This window comes from Zoogloea sp. GW822-FHT05C07 (genome assembly GCF_058800215.1).
Genome location: NZ_CM179510.1, coordinates 1,115,078 through 1,132,403, shown reverse-complemented (window position 1 = coordinate 1,132,403; position 17,326 = coordinate 1,115,078). Strand labels below are relative to the sequence as shown.

Genomic DNA, 17,326 nt, shown 5'->3' with positions numbered 1-17,326 from the left:
TACGTTGAGGTTTGGGGTTGGGGGTTGTTGGGGATTACTTCTTGGCCACGGCCACCGGGGCAGCCACGACGTGGAACTTGATCTCGATTTCGTTGGCGACGGCGCTGACATCGGACCAAGGGCCTTCGCCGATGTTGAAGTCCATGCGCTTGAGCACGAAGGCGCCGTCGAAGACGCCGTTGGCGCCGTCCTGCTTGAAGGTGAAGGGGGCGGTGACGTCGCGGGTCTGGCCCTTGATGGTCATCTTGCCGACGGCCTCGAAGCGGTTGCCGCCGAGGGCCTTGACGCCGGTGGACACGAACTTGGCGGTCGGGAAGGCCTTGACGTTGAACCATTGCTTGCCGACCACTTCGTCGTTGGCGTCCTTGGAGCCGGCGTCGATGCTGGCCAGGTCGATCTCCAGCGTGGTGCTGGCGGCGGTCGGTTTGGCCGGGTCGAAGGCTAGCTGGGCGGCGAACTTCTTGAAGCTGCCGGGCACCGGTACGCCCATCTGCTTGGACGTGAAGGCGAGGCTGCTCTTGGCGGCATCCACCTGCTTGAACTCGACGGCGTGGGCGGCGCCGGCCAGCAGCAGGGCGGCGGCGGACAGGGCGATGTGATTGATCTTCATGGTGTCTCTCCTTGTATTTGGGGGCGGCTTACTTGCCGAAGGGCAGCATGCGGCGCAGGGTGCTGTCCTTGTCGATGATGTGGTGCTTGAGGGCGCCGGCCAGGTGCAGGCCGACCAGGGAAATCAGGGACCAGCTGAGGACTTCGTGCATTTCCTCGAGCAGCTCACCCAGCTCCTTGTCCTTGCCGATCAGGTCGGGGATCGGCAGCACGCCGAAATACACCACCTGGAAGCCCTTGGCCGAGCTCATCAGCCAGCCGGACAGGGGTACCAGGAACATCAGCAGGTACAGCAGGTGATGGGTGCCCTCGGCGATCTTGTGCTGCCAGGCCGGCATCGGCAGCGGCGCCGGCGGGCGATGGGTGAGGCGCCACAGGATGCGCGGCACGAACAGCAGCAGCACCGTCATGCCGATCCACTTGTGATACGAGTACAGCTTGAGCTTGTTCGGCGACAGGGGCAGGCCGTGCATGTACAGGCCGAGCGGGAAGGCTGCCAGGATCAGGATGGCGATCAGCCAGTGGGCCGCGATGGCGGGGCCGGTATAGCGTGCGGTGGGTTGGTTCATTTTTATTGCTCCGTGCGGAAAGGGGACGCACTGCCTGTTTGCCACAGGTAAGCGTCCATCGCCAGACCGCCGTAGGTGTATTCCGGTTCCAGGCGGAGGGGGATTTCGTCCTTTTCGGCGGCGCCGAGGGCGACGAACAACGGTAGCAGGTGCTCCTCGCTGGGATGGGCATCGGCGCCGTGAGGGGCGATGCGGCGGTAGTCCAGCAGGGCGGGCCGGTCGTCGCGGGACAGGGCTTCGCCGAGCCAGTCGGAGAAGGCCTGGGCCTGCGGCACGACGGTGCTGTTGGTGCCCCAGGTGAGCCAGCCGAAGTTGTGGGTCACCGCGCCGGAGGCGAGGATCAGCACCCCTTCGTCACGCAGCGGGCGCAGCGCGACGCCGAGGCGGCGGTGCCAGTCGGTGCCGGCGTAGGGCTGCAGCGCGAGCTGGACGACCGGCAGGTCGGCCTGCGGGTACATCGCCTTCAGCGGAATCCAGGCGCCGTGGTCGAGGCCGCGGTCGGGCACTTCCTCGATCGGCAGACCGGCGCCGGCGAGGAGCTCGCGGACCCGCGCGGCTACGTCCGGCGCGCCGGGGGCCGGGTATTCCATCGCGTACAGGGCCGGCGGGAAGCCGCCGAAGTCGTGGATGGTTTCCGGCGTCGCGGCGGTGCTGACGGTCGGCTGGCGGGCCGCCCAGTGGGCGGAGATCACCAGTACCGCGCGGGGGCGCGGCAGGTCGGCGCCAAGGCGTTCCCACAGATGGACGGTGGCACCCGGGTTGAGCAGCACGTCGGGCGCGCCGTGGGACACGAAGAGGACGGGTTGGCGGGCGGTCATGAGACGCTCCTCGGGGTGAAGTATTCGTGGATCATGCAGTCGAGGGACTTGGGCGGGTGGCCGACCAAGGCCGCGAAATCATTGCTGGTGCGTGCAAAGCGCCCTTCGGCGACGGCGCGGAACAGGCTGCCGAGGGCACTGGCCTGCCATGCCGGCAGGCCGGCCTGCTGCTGGGTGGCGACGTAATCGGCCTCGGTGATTGCCGTGTAGCGCAGCGGCTGGCCACCGACCCGGGCGATCTTGCCGGCGATCGCCGCGTAGCCGCTGGCGACCTGGCCGGTGAGTTCATACACATGCTTTTCCAGGCGCGGGGCGAGGGCGGCGGCGGCCATCGCCTGGGCCAGCTCGTCGCGGGACACCAGACTGACGATCCCTTCGCCGGCCGGCAGCGCCAGGATGCCGTCGTTCAGCGCCGGCCCGGCCAATTGGGGGAGGTCGTCGGCGTACAGCGTGTTGCGCAGCACCGTGTGGGCGAGGCCGCTGTCGGCCAGCGCGCTTTCGGCTTCCCGGTGCATCGCGGCACATTCGGCCGGCGAGTCGGCGGCCACGTCCAGCAGGCTGACGTAGAAGACGTGCTGCACGCCGGCGTCGCGGGCGGCGGCGATGGCCTGGCGGTAGCGGGCGATGCGCTGCGGCCGCGGGCCGTCGGTGGCGGTCAAAATCAGGCGCTCGACGCCGCTGAAGGCGCTGGCCAGCGTGGCCGGCCGGTCGAAGTCCCCGTGGCGGATCTCCACGCCGCGGCTCGCCAGGTCGGCGGCCCGGGCGGGCTCGCGGACGCTCACTGCCAGCCGGCCGGCCACGGGGGCCGGGGAGCGGGCGATGAGGTGCTGGACGATGCGCCGGCCGAGTCGACCATTGGCGCCGCTGACGAGGATCACGGCAGTTCTCTCTTGTTGGGTGTTGGTTGGTGGAGTGAACTTTATGCTTTCGATTGGAACGGAAATAGCCTTTAATGGTGAAATGTTTGTTGCCTGATTTGAAACAATGGATCGTCTGCATGCGATGGAAGTGTTCGTCCGCGTCGCTGAGGCCGGCAGCTTCACCGCCGCTGCCGATCACCTGGGGCTGGCCCGCTCGGCGGTGACCCGCCAGATCGCTGCGCTGGAGGCCCACCTGGGCGTCAAGCTGATCGCCCGCAGCACACGCAGTCTCAAGCTCACCTCGGCGGGGCTGGCCTACCTGGAACGCAGTCGGGAGATCCTCGACCTGGTCGGCGTCGCCGAGAGCGACCTGGCCGGTGGCGACCGCCGCCCGCGCGGGCCGATCCGCATCAGCGTGCCGATGAGCTTCGGTGTGCGCCATCTGGTGCCGCTGGTCGCCGATTTCGTCACCACCTATCCTGAAGTCAGCCTGGACATGGACTTCGACGACCGCCAGGTGAACCTCATCGAGGGCGGCCTTGACCTGGCCATCCGCATCACCACGCAGCTGGACCCAACTCAGGTGGCGCGGCGCCTGTCAGTGGCGCGGATGGTCACGCTGGCCTCGCCGGCCTATCTTGACCGGCACGGCTGCCCGCAGAAGCCGGAGGATCTGCTGGCCCACCAGTGTCTGGGCTACACCGGCACCGCCAAGGTCAGCTGGCCCTACCTCGTCGATGAGGAACTGCTGTGGGTGCCGGTGCGCTGCCGCCTGCAGGCCAACAGCGGCGACGCGCTGGTGGAGATGGCCCAGCGCGGCCTCGGCATCTGCCACCAGCCGAGCTTCATCGCCGCGCCGGCAATCCAGGCCGGCTTGCTGACGCGCATCCTGGCCGATTTTCCGGGGCCCGAGCTGGGTATCTATGCGGTATTCCCCAGCAACCGCTACGTACCCAGCCGGGTGCGCGCGCTGGCGGACTATCTGGCCGAGCGCATCGGGCCCGTGCCGTACTGGGACCAGGGCCTGCCGTAAGCGTCAATCGCACGCGGATTGCCGCTCTCGGGAACTCTGCTATAACACCATCATGACCGGCCCCGACAGAGAGAACACGCATCCGCTTCAGGGGCGCTAGCTCCCATCCGCGGCCACCATGAGCGCCGGCCATGCTCCCTTCAGGGAAGGAGACGCATCCATGAAGCGCGCATATGTGGCCGCGTTCGCGGCGGTCGTGGCTGTTCTTTGCGGTTCTTATCTGGCATTCCGCTCCCCGGTTTTTGAGACCGGCTGGCAGCAGGCCCATGCGGATAATCCGGCTGCCGCAGCACCGGCCGCGCCGGTTGCCACGGCAGCCCCGCAACCCGATGCGGGCAGTGTGGACCAGGATGCGCCGTACCGGGAGTCCTGCGCCCGCGAGGGGCTCAACGAGTCCGAATGCGTCGGCCGCCTGATCTGGTTCAAGGCCACCGCCGGCAACGACCGTTTCCACACCTACACCTTCCAGCAGCGCGTCGGCGTGCTGGTGGACTGGTTCCGGGTGCTGCGCTCCGACCAGCGCGACGACCGCTTCTGGGCCTGGGGCATCATCAACGATCCGGCCTGCTGCAAGCCCGGCGACGCCAACTGTCCGGCCAAGTCGATGGACGAGACCTATGGCTTCGACTGGTGCCCCGGCGACGACGTGCTGCTCAAGCATGTTGGCAAGGCGGATTACGTGGACCCGGCCTGCGGCCTGAAGGACGCAGCCCTCGATCCGGACGACCCACACACCAAGGGCGGGACCCTCGACCAGCGCCACAGCGCCTGCGACCTCAAGTTCGGCACCTCGACCGGCGCGCTGGGCATCCGCAAGTTTCCCAACCCACGTTTCGATGCGACCAAGTGGAAGGCCGTCAACGGTGGTGCCGGCAACTGGGCGGGCTTCGATCGCAAGATGGACGCGACCACCGGCATCGAGTCCGACAGCCGGGTCAGCAAATTGGCCGACGCGTCCGTCGAGCCGCCCTTCCTGATCGGTACCTCCTGCGGCTCCTGTCATATCGCCTTCGATCCCCTCAACCCGCCGGCCGACCCGGCCCATCCCAAGTGGGAGAACATCAAGGGACTGATCGGCAACCAGTACACCCGCATGTCCGAACTGCTCGGCTCGGGCATGTCCAAGTCGTCGCTCGAATACCAGATGTTTGCCCACGCCCGGCCGGGGGTGACGGACACTTCGGCGATCTCCCATGACCAGGTGAATAACCCCGGTACCATCAACGCGCTGATCAACGTGGCCCAGCGCCCGGTGTTCAAGGGCGACACCGTCACCAAGTGGCGCAAGGTGGCCGACTGCGGCGTGGAGAAGGACGAGTCCAAGTGCTGGTGCGAGCCCGGCCGGCAGGGCAAGTGCTGGCAGTTCTCTACGCGCAAGGACGACACGACCACCGTACACCTGGGCGGGCAGAAGGTTGTGCTGCCCGGCGTGCATCACATCCTGAAAGGCGGGGAAGACTCCATCGGTGCGCTGGAGGCGATCCAGCGGGTGTATTTCAACATCGGCTCCTGCTCGGAGCAGTGCTGGGTCAATCACTTCAGCGACATGCGTCAGGTGGACCCCGAGCAGCGCGGCTTCGGCCAGACGCCCTTCAACATCGGCCAGTGCCGGCGCGATTGCCCGAACTTCCGGGCGGTGGAAGACCGTCTGCAGAACGTATTGGATTTCTTCACGTCCGCCGAGTCGGATGAAATGGATCTCTTCGCGGCCCGCGCCAACGCCCGCAAGCTGAAGAGCCCAGGCGCCACGTACACCCGCGCCGACCTGACCGCCGACCTGGAGAAAGAGTTCGGCAAGGGCGCCGTGGCCCGTGGCCAGACGGTGTTTGCCGAGAACTGCGCGCGCTGCCATTCCAGCATTCCCGAGGCGGACGGTGGGCCGTTCAAGAGCCGGGATTTCGCCGCCACCAATGATGCCCACCCGCGTAAGGTGCGCGCCGATTTCCTCGGCAACGACCAGGCCACGCCGGTGACCGAGGTCGGCACCTTCCCTTGCCGTGCGCTGCATTCCAACCACATGGCCGGCCATCTCTATCAGGAGTACGCGTCGGAAACCCTGCGCGGCCGGCCCTCGGTGGCCGATCTGCCCCAGCGGGAAGACCTCAAGAACGGCGGGCGCGGCTACATGCGCAACATCTCGCTGGTGAACGTGTGGGCTACCGCTCCCTTCATGCACAACAACGCCATCGGGCCCGAGGTGTGCGGCAACCCGGCCAACAAGGACAACGATTTCTTCCGCGCCCGTTACGCGGGGCCGGACAACAAGCTGCTGGCCGAGCAGCCCGCCTGCGTGCGCTACGACCCCAGCGTGGAAGGGCGCTTCGATCTCTACAGGCGCTCCATGTTCGAGCTGCTGCACCCGCAGGAGCGGGGCCGCAAGGTGACACTGACCAACGCCGACCTGATCGTCGATGTGGGCATCCGCCCGCTGGAGGGTAAGACCGAGAAGCCGCTAGGCGGCTTCGGCCAGGCGCGCATTCCGATGGGGGCGAGCGCCGGCTTCCTCAACGGCCTGCTGCACAAGCAGCTGATCGGTGACCTGTTTCTCGCCAAGCGCGATCCGGCCCGGCTGGAGGCGGCCGGCAAGAAGGACCTGATCCCGACCCTGCAGGCGCTCGCCGACGAGGTGCTGAAGAACCCGGCGCGCTTCGTGGAGATCCTGCGCGAGAAGCGGGACTTCCTCGCCGCCAACTACGTGACCTGCGACCAACTCGTCGAGAACGAGGGCCATCGCTTCGGCGAGGACCTGAGCGAAGCGGACAAGAAGGCCATCACCGCCTTCCTGGCAACCCTGTGAGAGGAGCGACGCCATGAAAACCGCTTCTGCCGTCGCCCTTGTGTCCGTCGCCGCCGTGCTGGGCCTGAGTGCCTGCAGCAAGAAGGTGGAGGCGCCGAACATCCCGTTCGCGCCCTACGACAAGAGCTATTCCTCCAAGCTGGACATGGCCCAGGTCGATTATCTCTACCCGATCCCAACCGCCGAGTTGGCCAAGCTGACGCCGGACTACCTGGCTACGCTGGACCAGGAGCAGCTCGACCAGATCTACGCCCGCCTGACCGCCGGGCCGATTCCCGACGGCGCCTTCGACGGCCGCATCCTGTTGCCCAAGGGCAGCAGTGGCAAGTTCCGTCTGTCGGAGATCGTCGGCGGCTTTGCCGGCACGGTGCTCAACCTGAAGGGGCTGGTGCTGGAGGACGTCGGCGAGGCCCTGTGGCGCGGCAAGGTCTTCTACCGCCAGGATCGCGTGCTGCGCAACCGCATCGAGGATCTGGCCGTGCTGAAGAAGATCGGCCTGGTGCAGGGCGAGCCGAAGAAGATGGACTTCAACGGCAAGCAGACCTGGCTGCTGTTCCCCGCCAAGCTGTACTGCGGCCAGAGCCTGCTGGATGCGCGGCGGGAGTCGATCATCATCGACTACTTCTTCACCGACGAGATTCCCGGCTACCAGGAGAACCCGGACTTCCTCGCCGGCCGGCGCGGGCTGCGGGTGCGTGACGAGATCCGCATGATCCGGCCGGGCTTCTACCTGGGGCGTGCCTACCTGGACAAGGGCTTCGCCCTCAACTTCACGCTCTACAACAAGGACATGGACGACAAGGGGCAAGAGGCCTTCGTGAAAACCGGCGCGGTGCAGGAGGATTGCTGGCCGGGCACCCAGCAGCGCAAGGTCCTCGCGTCGGCGGGGCGCTGAGGGGCGGCGACGTGGAGCGCCGCGATGAACCTTCCGTGCTGTCGTGCCCGCCTGGCGGGTGTGCTGCTCGCCGCTGCGGCAAACATGGTTGCCGCAGGGACGCCTGATGGACCGCAGACCGGTGGGACTGCGGTCTGGATCGTGAATCCGGCCGAGCCCGGCGCGCATCTGCCGCCGCTCGGCCAGTCCCTGTTCGACCGCCTGTTCGCGGGGGAGGGCGGGGCGCACGATTTGCCCTTTCCCTTTGAAAGATTGCTGGCGCGCGTCGACCGTGAATTGGCCCGGGACCCGGCCAGCGCGCTGCCGCCGGTGAAGCGGGTGCTCATCCCGCTCGGGCGCTCCTTGCAGCGTACCGCCGCGGCGCCGGATTACTTCGACTACCCGCGGGTGGTCGTCGCTGTGGATTCACCGCCGGCCGCAGGCTCGCCCTTCCTGCTGAAGGACCGCCTCTACATCGGCTATCAGGAAAAGTCGGCGGTGCTGGAAGTGATCAGCTTCAACGAGGCCGCTGGCCGCTTCGAGTTCCAGCTGGTCAAGGACTATCGCTCCGGCGGCCGGCCGCAGGTCTTCTACGCCAACCGCAACATCTGCTTCGCCTGCCACCAGAACGGCGCGCCGATCTTCTCCCGTGCGCTGTGGGATGAGACCAATGCGAACCCGGCGGTCGCCGCGCTGCTGGCGGCCAGCGGACGATCCTTCTACGGTATTCCGCCGCAGCGCGGCGTGGACCTGCCCTATGCCATCGACAACGCGGTGCGGCGGGCCAACCGTTTCGCGCTGGCCCAGCGCCTGTGGCGCGAAGGCTGTGGCGACGGCGAGGCCGGGCGGCGTTGCCGGGCCGGTCTCTTCGCGGCGGCGCTGCGCCTGCGTTTGGCGGACGGGCGCATGGCGGTGCCGGACGCCGCTTTCGACGACGCCGTCGGACGCCCGCTGCGGGCCACCGCGGCACGCCGCTGGCCAGCCGGGCTGGCCCTTGGACGCCCGGACCTGCCCAATCGCAACCCCTTGCAAGGCATGACCGAATGGCCGGCGGCGGCGTCGGCGCGGGTCGCCTTCTCCAACGTGCCGGCGCGCTTCGAGCCGCTGCTGCCGAGGCCGGCGGAGGCCTGGTGGCGGGGCGATGCGCCGGAGGCCATCGCCGAGGCGGTGGCCGGCGTGGCGGAGTTCGTCGAGGACGGCGACTGGCCACGGTTGCGGGCCGCGTTGGCGCGGCGGGCTGCGCGTCTGCCACGGCGGGAAGTGACGCTGACTTGTACCGCGGCGCCTGGTGGATACGTGGCTGACTGCAAGGGTGAGGGCGGCGCTTCTTTGCGGCTCGACCGGCAGGCGGGCCGCGTCGAGCGCCTGAGCCTGGCTGGCGAACCGCCGCTGCCGGGCTTCCCGTTGCGGGGGGCGCAGGGCGGCGTTCGCGTGGCCGGTGGAAACGTGCTCGAGACGGTGGACGTGCGTGGCCTGCGCGATGGCGCCGGTCCCTTGCGGCTGCGCCTGCGTGCCGATGGACAGGTGGCCGAGGCGGCCTTGTTGGGGATCGCTGCAAGCCCGCAGGGGGAAAGCCTGCTGGATGCGCCGGCGATTGCCGGCAGCGGCTTAATCCGCGCGGTGCTGGCGCAGCTGGGCGAGCCCGCCATCGTCGCCAGGCTGCCGGTGCCGGCCGTGCCGCGCCTGGAGCGTCCGGCCAGCTCGCCGGGTGTGGCGACGGGCGGGGCTGTGCGTCCGGACCTGGCCGGCTTCTACGCCTGGTGTGCCGCGTGTCACCTGAGCGCGGAGTCCTTTCCTCCGAATTTCCTGCAGGGGCCGGCGGCCGAGCTGGAGTCCCGCATCCGCCAGTGCGCGCCGCGGATCTACGTGCGCCTGGCGATGGCGCGCCGCGCGCCGTCCGGGCGGGCGAAGACGCCGATGCCGCCGGCCAGCATGTTGCCGGCCTTCCACAGCGATCCGGAGGCGTGGGCGAAGAGCGGCGACCGGGCCGCGCTGGAGGCGGTGGTGGCGGCCCAGTTGCGTAGCGAATCCGGGCGGGAACCGGATGTGGATCGACTGTTGGCGGGGGGCTACGAAGCGCTGCGCCCCTGCCTGGCGCCGGTGGCCGCGGCGCGCTAGACGACGAGGAGAAGAACATGACGAGCCCAGCCGCACCCGCCAGCCGTTGGCGCCAGCGTTTCATGATCCTGTTTGCCATCACCGTGCTGCTGCCGGCGACGGTGGGCCTGTGGCTGCTTGGTCGCTTCAGTGGCGATTCGCCGGTGGATTACGCCGACCCTGTCGAGCACTTCAAGTACGGCTCCACCGGCGGCGAGCACGAGATGGGTTTTCCGTACTGGATCTGGCGCGCGCTGCCGCAGGTGTGCGGGCAGTACTTGCCAGGCAAGGGCTATGAGTCCCTCGGCATGATCTACGAGAAGGGACCGAACGGGCACCTCCGCGATCTGCCGGTGGGCACGTCGAAGCGGCGCTACCAGGGCATCGACCGGGTCTTCGTGAATTGCGCGGTGTGCCACACCAGCACCGTACGCAAGGCGCCGGACGCACCGCCGCAATTGGTGGTGGGCATGCCGGCGGCGCTGTTCGACATGCAGGCCTTCGAGACCTTCTTCTTCAAGTGTGCGGCGGACCCGAAGTTCTCCACGGAATATCTGGTTCCCGAGATCCAGCGCCTCGGCGCCGGGCTCGACCTGTTCGACCGGGAAGTGGTCTATCCGGCGGCCATCGCCATCATGCGTGACCGGGTGCTGGCGCTGAAGGGGCGCTTCGAATGGGTGTTCCAGCAGCAGCCGTGGGGGCCGGGGCGGGTGGATACCTTCAACTCGGCCAAGGTGATCTTCAACTTCCCGATGCACCTGCTCGACCCGAAGGAGTTCGATGCGCCGGCGGACTTTCCGTCGATCTGGTTGCAGCGTCCGCGCCGGGAGCCGCGGATGATGGAACTGCACTGGGACGGAAACAACACTGACATGACCGAGCGCAACAAGAGCGCCGCCTTCGGCACCGGCACCACGCCGCCGACCATCGACCTGCCGCGCATCAAGCGCGTGGAGGACTGGATTCTCGGCGCCGAACCGCCGGCCTTCGGCAAGCTGTTCCCCATCGACCAGGCCCTGGCGACCCGTGGAGCGCCGATCTACAAGGAATACTGTGCGAGTTGCCATGGTGCGTCGGGGCGGGATTTCAGCGGCGACCGGGTGGGGCACGTGACGCCCATCGCGCAGATCGGTACCGACCGGCGGCGGCTGGATTCCTACACTTACACGCTGGCGGTCAACCAGGCGACGCTCTACGCCGGCTACCCGTGGCGCTTCACCACCTTCCACAAGACCTACGGCTACGCCAACATGCCGCTGGATGGCCTCTGGCTGCGCGCGCCCTACCTGCACAACGGCTCGGTGCCCAGCCTGTTCGACCTGCTGCAGCCGGCTTCCCGGCGGCCGGCAGTGTTCTACCGGGGCAACGACGTGTTCGATCCGCTGAAGGTGGGCTTCGTGTCCGACCAGCCGGAAATGGAGGGCCGCAAGTTCTTCAGCTACGACACCCGCCAGCCCGGCAACGGCAATGGCGGCCACGAGGGGCGGGCCTACGGCACTGAGTTGCCGGAGGCCGACAAGGCCGCGCTGGTGGAATTCCTCAAGACCTTCTGAACGGGAGCCTGCCATGCTTGCCGACCGTCGTGAAACCCGCCGCGCCTGGCTGCGCGCGGGCCTGTCCGTGTTGCTGCTGCTGATCATCGCCGGCGCCTACCTGGCCTGGGACCGGGGTTTCCGCGAGGAGCCGCAGCCGGCCTGGGTCTTCGAGTCGCCGGAGATGCGCTTCAAGTACGGCTCCATCGGTGCCGAGCACGATGCGGGGATTCCGTACTGGATCTTCTACGTGCTGCCGCGGGTCTTCCCCGAGAAGTTCCGCCAGGACGGGCAGACCGTGCCGGGCGGTTACGCGGCCCTCGGGGTGTCGTGGGAGCAGGGCCAGGAACTGCCGGCCGGCTTCACCAAGAAGACCATCGGCTTTCCGCGGGTCGCCAACAACTGCGCCGCCTGCCATACCACCAGCTACCGGAAGAGCGCGGATTCCAACCCGGTGTTCGTCGTCGGCGGCCCAGGGCACACCCTCAACATCGAGAACTTCTTCCGCCTGCTGATCGACTGCGCCGCCGATCCGCGCTTCGAGGCGGACATCCTGATGGCGGAGATCAACCGGGTGACCAAGCTGGATCTGATCGACAAGCTGCTGTACCGCTTCCTGATCATTCCTATGACCAAAAAGCGCCTGCTGGAGCGGGAGGCGCAGTTCGCGTGGATCTACCGCACGGACTTTCCCGAGTGGGGGCGCGGGCGAGACGACAGCATGAACCTCACCAAGTACTTCATGATCCGCGCGCCGATGGATGACACCTTCGGCCCGGGCGACATCCCGGCGATCTGGAACCTGGGCAAGTACCACGCCGAGCGCGGCCAGCTGCCCAACTATGCGGGCGACAGCCACGACGTGCGCTCGGTGATCATCGATTCGGCCCTCGGTGTGCTGGGCGCGCCGCCGGCCGACAAGGCGGATTTTCTCAAGCAGGTGCAGTGGCTGCAGGACTACCTCTCCAGCCTGCAGCCGCCGCGCTACCCCTTCCCGGTCGATGCCGGGCAGGCGGCCGCCGGCAAGGCGGTGTTCGACGCCCAGTGCGCCCGCTGCCACGCCAGCGAACGTACCGGCACGCGCATCCCCCTCGACGAGGTGGGCACCGACCGGGCCCGCCTGGATACCTGGAACAAGGGCGCTGCGATCAAGGCCAATCAGGTCGTCACCGCGATGGGCATACCCCGTAAGGGGCTGGTGGAAGAGGACCTCAACGGCTACAAGATTCCCTTCCTGGACGGCATCTGGTTGCGCGCCCCCTATCTGCACAACGGCTCCGTGCCGACCTTGCGGGATCTGCTGGAGCCGGCAGCGGCCCGGCCGAAGATCTTCTGGAGCGGCTACGACGTATACGACCCGCAGCGGGTTGGCTTCATCACTGACGGGGACGAGGCCCGGCGCGTCGGCACGCATTTCGACACCGGGGTCAAGGGCGGCGGCAACCAGGGCCACGAGTTCGGAAGCAGCCTGCCGGCGGGCGACAAGGAGGCGCTGCTGGAGTACCTGAAGACCCTGTGATCATTACTGACTGCGGGTACTGGCAGGAAACTCCGCCAGCGCCTAAGATGGCGCGGCCCGGTGGCTGCATGAGCGCTAGCGGGCCGATCACAACAACATCAATTCATTTCACTACCCCAGGAGTGCCTCCATGTCTTCTACCGTTACCCTCGGCGGAAACCCCGTCCCCGTTGAAGGCGATCTGCCGCAGAAGGGCCAGACCGCACCGGCCTTTAGCCTCGTCGCCAAGGATCTGGCCGACACCCCGCTGGCCAGCTTCGCTGGCAAGCGCAAGGTGCTGAACATCTTCCCGAGCATTGACACGCCGACCTGCGCCACTTCCGTGCGCAAGTTCAACCTGTCCGCCAGCACGCTGCCCAATACCGTGGTGCTGTGCATCTCCGCCGACCTGCCGTTTGCCCAGTCCCGCTTCTGCGGCGCAGAGGGCCTGGAAAACGTGGTGACCCTGTCCACCCTGCGTGGCAGTGAATTCATCAAGAACTACGGCGTGGCCCTGGCCGCCGGTCCGCTGGCCGGCCTGACCGCCCGCGCGGTGGTGGTGCTCGACGAGAACGACAAGGTCCTGCACAGCGAGCTGGTGCCGGAAATCAAGCAAGAGCCCAACTACGACGCTGCGCTGGCCGCTCTGGGCTGATAGATAGAAGGAAGAAGGAACGATGACGGGGACCGACGCTCAACTGACCGAGGAACACATCACCGCGCTGGTGCATGGCTTCTATGCCCGGGCGCGAGCCGATGCGCTGCTCGGCCCCGTCTTCGCTGCCGAGGTGGACGACTGGGATCACCACCATCTGGTGATTCGCGCGTTCTGGTCCCGCGTGCTGCTGGGCACCGACCGTTACGGCGGCTCGCCCTACCCGGTGCATGTGCGCCTGCCGGTCAAGGCCGAGCACTTCGACCGTTGGCTGGAACTGTTCCGCGAGGCGGCGGTGGAGTTTCTGCCGCCCGCAGCGGCGCAGACGGCCATCGAAAAGGCCGACATGATGGCTGCCAGCTTCAAGGCCGGGATGTTCACGCTGACCGGCCGGGACGCCTGAACCGGGCGCTTCAGCGTAGCAGGCTTTAGCGCAGCAGGTAGGCGAGGCCGACGGCGATCGCCACCAGCGTAGCGATCAACACCGCACCGGCCGCCACATCCTTGGCGATGCCGATCTCCGGGTGCTGACCCGGATGGAGCAGGTCGGCGAGGGTTTCAATGGCCGTATTGGCCATCTCCGCAACGAGCACCAGCCCCACCGCCAGGGCTACCAGGGCCCACCACAGCAGCGGTGCGCCGGTGGCCGCCAGAAAGATGATGACGCCGAGCACCGCCAGGCCGTGCACGCGCATGCTGCGTTCCCGGCGGAAGGCCATGATGACGCCGTTCAGCGCGTAGCCGAAACGGCGAAAGAGGGCTTGTCCTTTCATGGACGGGAATTTATACGGAAACGCCGGGTGCCGTCAGGCGAACGTGGAGATGAGGTTGCCGACCAGCCCTTCATTCAGCGTCGCGGCGATTGCCACGCTGGCCAAGGCGGGTTCGGCCTGCAAGAGGCTCAGCCATTCTCCGGTCATGCTGGAGGGCAGGGTGTCTGCCAGAACCCCGGTGGAGGAATAGATCCCGGACTCCAGCGTCGTCTGCATCAAGGCCGAGAGGATCGACGACGCCGACTCGAACTGTCCGCCGCCCTGGGAGCTCACGCCGCTGGGGAAGGCGCTGGTGAACGTACCCGCTTCGGCAATCGAGTTGAACAGCGAGACGGGATTGGTGCTGTTCGTGGCCAGTTGGTCCCCGTTCAGGGCGCCCAGCAATTGCGCCTCTGCCGACAGGGATACCACGGTGCTGGAAAGCAGTGGCGTGTTCGACGACGCAATGGCCCGCCCTGTCGTCTGAACCGGCAGGTAATACGCGTTCAGTGGAAGGATGGAGGAAATCGTCGTCATCTGCGTCGCTCCCGTCCCGCAGTGAGTACGGAGGGAAGCACCCGTGCACACCCAGTATAGGTCGCGGATGGCGATTGCTCTGCCGGGCCGCATGACCGTGGTGCTGAGGCGGATGTCTGGCGGATCGGCGGACTGACGGAACCAGGGGACTGACGGGTCGGGCGGCGCAGATTGGCATCCGCAAATGAAAAACCCCAGCCGGTTTCGGCTGGGGTTGATCTGGTGGGCCCGCAGGGGCTCGAACCCTGGACCAAAGGATTCGTCACACTGCGACTTTCGTCGCCGATGCGTCTGCCGCAGGGGCAGGGCGTCTTGCGTGCGCTGGACTATCTCATCGCCTTCACGTCGGCAGCTGCATTGACGTGTTCAGGCGTCGGGCGCTCGTGGCGGTCATTAAGGGAACTCGATCCCTCCGCTAGTCTCTGCACCTTCCGGAGCTGTAGCCCCGGCTTGGCTCAGGGTTGCCATTCGCATTCTCATGCGGGCAGGGTTCCCTGAATTCACCCGATTTTTCAATCGCCGTTTCCGGCGAAAGTCACCATTGATGAGTCCTCTGCTCTAACCGACTGAGCTACAGGCCCGAAACCGCGATTCTAGCAGCTGTGCCCCATCGAGGCGAGGCTGCTGCCCGTCGTCCGGCATGAAACGCAGGCCGGACGACGGGGTGTGGCTTGATTACGCTTCGTTGTCGAGGAAGCTGCGCAGGCGCTCGGAGCGGCTTGGGTGACGCAGCTTGCGCAGGGCCTTGGCTTCGATCTGGCGGATACGCTCGCGGGTCACGTCGAACTGCTTGCCCACTTCTTCCAGCGTGTGGTCGGTGTTCATCTCGATACCGAAACGCATGCGCAGCACCTTGGCTTCCCGCGGAGTGAGGGAGTCCAGCACTTCCTTGGTGGCGTCGCGCAGGCTGGAGTACAGCGCCGCTTCGGCCGGGGCCAGCGTGGCGTTGTCCTCGATGAAGTCGCCCAGGTGGGAGTCGTCGTCGTCGCCGATCGGGGTCTCCATGGAGATCGGCTCCTTGGAGATCTTGAGGATCTTGCGGATCTTCTCCTCGGGCATTTCCATCTTCTCGGCCAGCGTCTGCGGATCGGGCTCATTGCCGGTTTCCTGCAGGATCTGGCGGGAGATCCGGTTCATCTTGTTGATCGTCTCGATCATGTGCACCGGGATACGGATGGTGCGCGCCTGGTCGGCGATCGAACGGGTGATGGCCTGGCGGATCCACCACGTGGCGTACGTGGAGAATTTGTAGCCGCGGCGGTATTCGAACTTGTCCACGGCCTTCATCAGACCGATGTTGCCTTCCTGGATCAGGTCGAGGAACTGCAGGCCGCGGTTGGTGTACTTCTTGGCGATGGAGATCACCAGACGCAGGTTGGCCTCGGTCATCTCGCGCTTGGCGCGGCGGGCCTTGGCCTCACCGGTGGACATCTGCTTGTTGATGTCCTTGAGTTCCTTCAGCGGGATGCCGATGCGCGCTTCCAGGTCGATCAGCTTCTGCTGCTCCTCGAGCACGGCGGGCTGCATGCGCATCAGCACCGGCGCGTTCTTCGGGCCGTTGGCGATCTCCTTCTTCAGCCAGTCGAGATCGGTCTCGTTGCCGGGGAAGCTCTTGATGAAGTGCGGGCGCGGCATGCTGGCCTTGTCCACACAGAGATGCAGGATCTTGCGTTCGTGGGCGCGGGCCTGGTCCACCATGTGGCGCACCGCGTCGCACAGCCTTTCGGTGGTGCGGGCGGTGAAGCGGATGTTCATCAGCTCGGAAGAGACCTGTTCCTGGTACTTCAGGTAGATCTTGTCCTGGAAACCCTTCTTCTGCAGGGTGGCGGACATCTTCTCATAGAGGTCGCGCAGGGCCGCGAAGCGCTCCAGCGCGTCGGTCTTCAGCTTGATGAGGGAGGCTGACTGGGCACCGCCACCACCGGCGTCATCTTCGTCTTCCTCTTCCTCTGCGTCGTCCACGTCGTCCAGGTCTTCGCTTTCGGCGAGTTCCTCGATCTCCTCCACGGCGTTGGGATCGATCAGGCCGTCGATCAGCTCGTCGATGCGCATCTCGTCCTTGGAGATCTTGTCGGCGGCTTCGAGGATGTCGGCGATCGTCGTCGGGCAGGCGGAGATCGCCTGGATCATGTGCTTGAGGCCTTCCTCGATGCGCTTGGCGATCTCGATTTCGCCTTCGCGGGTGAGGAGCTCGACAGTGCCCATTTCACGCATGTACATGCGGACGGGGTCGGTCGTGCGGCCGAATTCGGAATCGACGGCGGACAGGGTCTGCTCGGCTTCGGCTTCGGCCTGTTCGTCATCCACCACCGTCGGGGCGACTTCGGACATCAGGAGATCTTCGGCGGCCGGGGCCACGTCGAAGACCTGGATACCCATGTCGTTGAAGGTGGTGATGATGGACTCGATCTGCTCGGCGTCCACCAGGTCGTCGGGCAGGTGGTCGTTGATTTCGGCGTAGGTCAGGTAACCCCGTTCCTTGCCGAGGGCGATCAGGCTCTTCAACCGGGTGCGGCGAACCTCGGCCTCTTCCGCCGAGGGGGCCTCGGCGATCATCGGGGCGAGTTTGTCCTTGACCTTCGCGGCTCGCGGCTTGGCTGGTGCTTTGCGCGGTTGTTTGGCTTTGTCGGTGGTCATGGCTATCCTCGATGTGTCGTCGATTGGCTCGCGGCGAATTTCGCGAAACCGAAAATTA

The 17,326-nt window shown here is 66.7% G+C and carries 15 protein-coding genes; 8 read left to right on the top strand and 7 right to left on the bottom strand.

Annotated elements, in window-relative coordinates; translation table 11 throughout:
- Nucleotides 1-34 precede the first annotated feature (34 nt).
- From AC3QL2_RS05385 to AC3QL2_RS05370, 4 genes are read right to left on the bottom strand one after another with little or no spacing between them, the layout of a single operon-like run.
- A complete protein-coding gene (locus AC3QL2_RS05385; RefSeq protein WP_493232022.1) occupies nucleotides 35-610 on the bottom strand; it encodes a YceI family protein in 576 nt (191 codons plus the stop codon).
- A 28-nt stretch (nucleotides 611-638) separates the two neighbouring features.
- Nucleotides 639-1,178, bottom strand: a complete 540-nt coding sequence (locus AC3QL2_RS05380) for a cytochrome b (protein ID WP_493232024.1) — start codon at nucleotides 1,176-1,178, stop codon at nucleotides 639-641.
- Nucleotides 1,179-1,180: 2 nt separating this feature from the next.
- Nucleotides 1,181-1,996, bottom strand: coding sequence for a DODA-type extradiol aromatic ring-opening family dioxygenase (locus AC3QL2_RS05375; RefSeq protein ID WP_493232026.1), 816 nt, complete (start codon nucleotides 1,994-1,996; stop codon nucleotides 1,181-1,183).
- Nucleotides 1,993-2,874, bottom strand: coding sequence for an SDR family oxidoreductase (locus AC3QL2_RS05370; RefSeq protein ID WP_493232028.1), 882 nt, complete (start codon nucleotides 2,872-2,874; stop codon nucleotides 1,993-1,995). The genes AC3QL2_RS05375 and AC3QL2_RS05370 overlap by 4 nt, the downstream gene beginning before the upstream one ends.
- Nucleotides 2,875-2,980: 106 nt before the next feature.
- On the opposite strand from AC3QL2_RS05370, the gene AC3QL2_RS05365 reads away from it, so the two are divergent.
- From AC3QL2_RS05365 to AC3QL2_RS05330, 8 genes are all read left to right on the top strand, one after another.
- Nucleotides 2,981-3,889, top strand: a complete 909-nt coding sequence (locus AC3QL2_RS05365) for a LysR family transcriptional regulator (RefSeq protein ID WP_493232030.1) — start codon at nucleotides 2,981-2,983, stop codon at nucleotides 3,887-3,889.
- Nucleotides 3,890-4,049: 160 nt separating this feature from the next.
- Nucleotides 4,050-6,686: a cytochrome c gene (locus tag AC3QL2_RS05360; protein ID WP_493232032.1), complete on the top strand. Its 2,637-nt coding sequence runs from the start codon at nucleotides 4,050-4,052 to the stop codon at nucleotides 6,684-6,686.
- Nucleotides 6,687-6,699: 13 nt separating this feature from the next.
- Entirely contained in the window at nucleotides 6,700-7,581 is an 882-nt protein-coding gene (locus AC3QL2_RS05355; protein WP_493232034.1) for a hypothetical protein, read from the top strand.
- A 24-nt stretch (nucleotides 7,582-7,605) separates the two neighbouring features.
- Entirely contained in the window at nucleotides 7,606-9,678 is a 2,073-nt protein-coding gene (locus AC3QL2_RS05350; protein ID WP_493232035.1) for a hypothetical protein, read from the top strand.
- A gap of 17 nt (nucleotides 9,679-9,695) precedes the next feature.
- Nucleotides 9,696-11,210, top strand: coding sequence for a c-type cytochrome (locus AC3QL2_RS05345; protein WP_493232037.1), 1,515 nt, complete (start codon nucleotides 9,696-9,698; stop codon nucleotides 11,208-11,210).
- A 13-nt stretch (nucleotides 11,211-11,223) separates the two neighbouring features.
- Nucleotides 11,224-12,708 carry a c-type cytochrome gene (locus AC3QL2_RS05340; protein WP_493232039.1) on the top strand — a complete coding sequence of 495 codons (1,485 nt, stop codon included), beginning with the start codon at nucleotides 11,224-11,226 and terminating at the stop codon, nucleotides 12,706-12,708.
- A 130-nt stretch (nucleotides 12,709-12,838) separates the two neighbouring features.
- Nucleotides 12,839-13,342, top strand: a complete 504-nt coding sequence (tpx, locus tag AC3QL2_RS05335) for a thiol peroxidase (RefSeq protein ID WP_493232041.1) — start codon at nucleotides 12,839-12,841, stop codon at nucleotides 13,340-13,342.
- 22 nt (nucleotides 13,343-13,364) lie between these two features.
- Nucleotides 13,365-13,745, top strand: coding sequence for a group III truncated hemoglobin (locus AC3QL2_RS05330; protein ID WP_493232043.1), 381 nt, complete (start codon nucleotides 13,365-13,367; stop codon nucleotides 13,743-13,745).
- A 25-nt stretch (nucleotides 13,746-13,770) separates the two neighbouring features.
- Here AC3QL2_RS05330 and AC3QL2_RS05325 read toward each other — a convergent pair whose 3' ends face one another.
- The 3 genes from AC3QL2_RS05325 to rpoD form a co-directional block, all read right to left on the bottom strand.
- Nucleotides 13,771-14,115, bottom strand: a complete 345-nt coding sequence (locus AC3QL2_RS05325) for a diacylglycerol kinase (RefSeq protein WP_493232044.1) — start codon at nucleotides 14,113-14,115, stop codon at nucleotides 13,771-13,773.
- A 33-nt stretch (nucleotides 14,116-14,148) separates the two neighbouring features.
- Nucleotides 14,149-14,631, bottom strand: coding sequence for a hypothetical protein (locus tag AC3QL2_RS05320; protein WP_493232046.1), 483 nt, complete (start codon nucleotides 14,629-14,631; stop codon nucleotides 14,149-14,151).
- Nucleotides 14,632-15,306: 675 nt separating this feature from the next.
- Complete coding sequence (gene rpoD / locus AC3QL2_RS05315; RefSeq protein ID WP_493232047.1) at nucleotides 15,307-17,268, bottom strand: RNA polymerase sigma factor RpoD; 1,962 nt, start codon at nucleotides 17,266-17,268, stop codon at nucleotides 15,307-15,309.
- Nucleotides 17,269-17,326: the final 58 nt, after the last annotated feature.

Coding starts and splice junctions, on each gene's coding strand:
- AC3QL2_RS05385 (WP_493232022.1), bottom strand. CDS start 610: ATGAAGATCAATCACATCGCCCTGTCCGCCGCCGCCCTGCTGCTGGCC.
- AC3QL2_RS05380 (WP_493232024.1), bottom strand. CDS start 1,178: ATGAACCAACCCACCGCACGCTATACCGGCCCCGCCATCGCGGCCCAC.
- AC3QL2_RS05375 (WP_493232026.1), bottom strand. CDS start 1,996: ATGACCGCCCGCCAACCCGTCCTCTTCGTGTCCCACGGCGCGCCCGAC.
- AC3QL2_RS05365 (WP_493232030.1), top strand. CDS start 2,981: ATGGATCGTCTGCATGCGATGGAAGTGTTCGTCCGCGTCGCTGAGGCC.
- AC3QL2_RS05360 (WP_493232032.1), top strand. CDS start 4,050: ATGAAGCGCGCATATGTGGCCGCGTTCGCGGCGGTCGTGGCTGTTCTT.
- AC3QL2_RS05355 (WP_493232034.1), top strand. CDS start 6,700: ATGAAAACCGCTTCTGCCGTCGCCCTTGTGTCCGTCGCCGCCGTGCTG.
- AC3QL2_RS05350 (WP_493232035.1), top strand. CDS start 7,606: ATGAACCTTCCGTGCTGTCGTGCCCGCCTGGCGGGTGTGCTGCTCGCC.
- AC3QL2_RS05345 (WP_493232037.1), top strand. CDS start 9,696: ATGACGAGCCCAGCCGCACCCGCCAGCCGTTGGCGCCAGCGTTTCATG.
- AC3QL2_RS05340 (WP_493232039.1), top strand. CDS start 11,224: ATGCTTGCCGACCGTCGTGAAACCCGCCGCGCCTGGCTGCGCGCGGGC.
- tpx (WP_493232041.1), top strand. CDS start 12,839: ATGTCTTCTACCGTTACCCTCGGCGGAAACCCCGTCCCCGTTGAAGGC.
- AC3QL2_RS05330 (WP_493232043.1), top strand. CDS start 13,365: ATGACGGGGACCGACGCTCAACTGACCGAGGAACACATCACCGCGCTG.
- AC3QL2_RS05325 (WP_493232044.1), bottom strand. CDS start 14,115: ATGAAAGGACAAGCCCTCTTTCGCCGTTTCGGCTACGCGCTGAACGGC.
- AC3QL2_RS05320 (WP_493232046.1), bottom strand. CDS start 14,631: ATGACGACGATTTCCTCCATCCTTCCACTGAACGCGTATTACCTGCCG.
- rpoD (WP_493232047.1), bottom strand. CDS start 17,268: ATGACCACCGACAAAGCCAAACAACCGCGCAAAGCACCAGCCAAGCCG.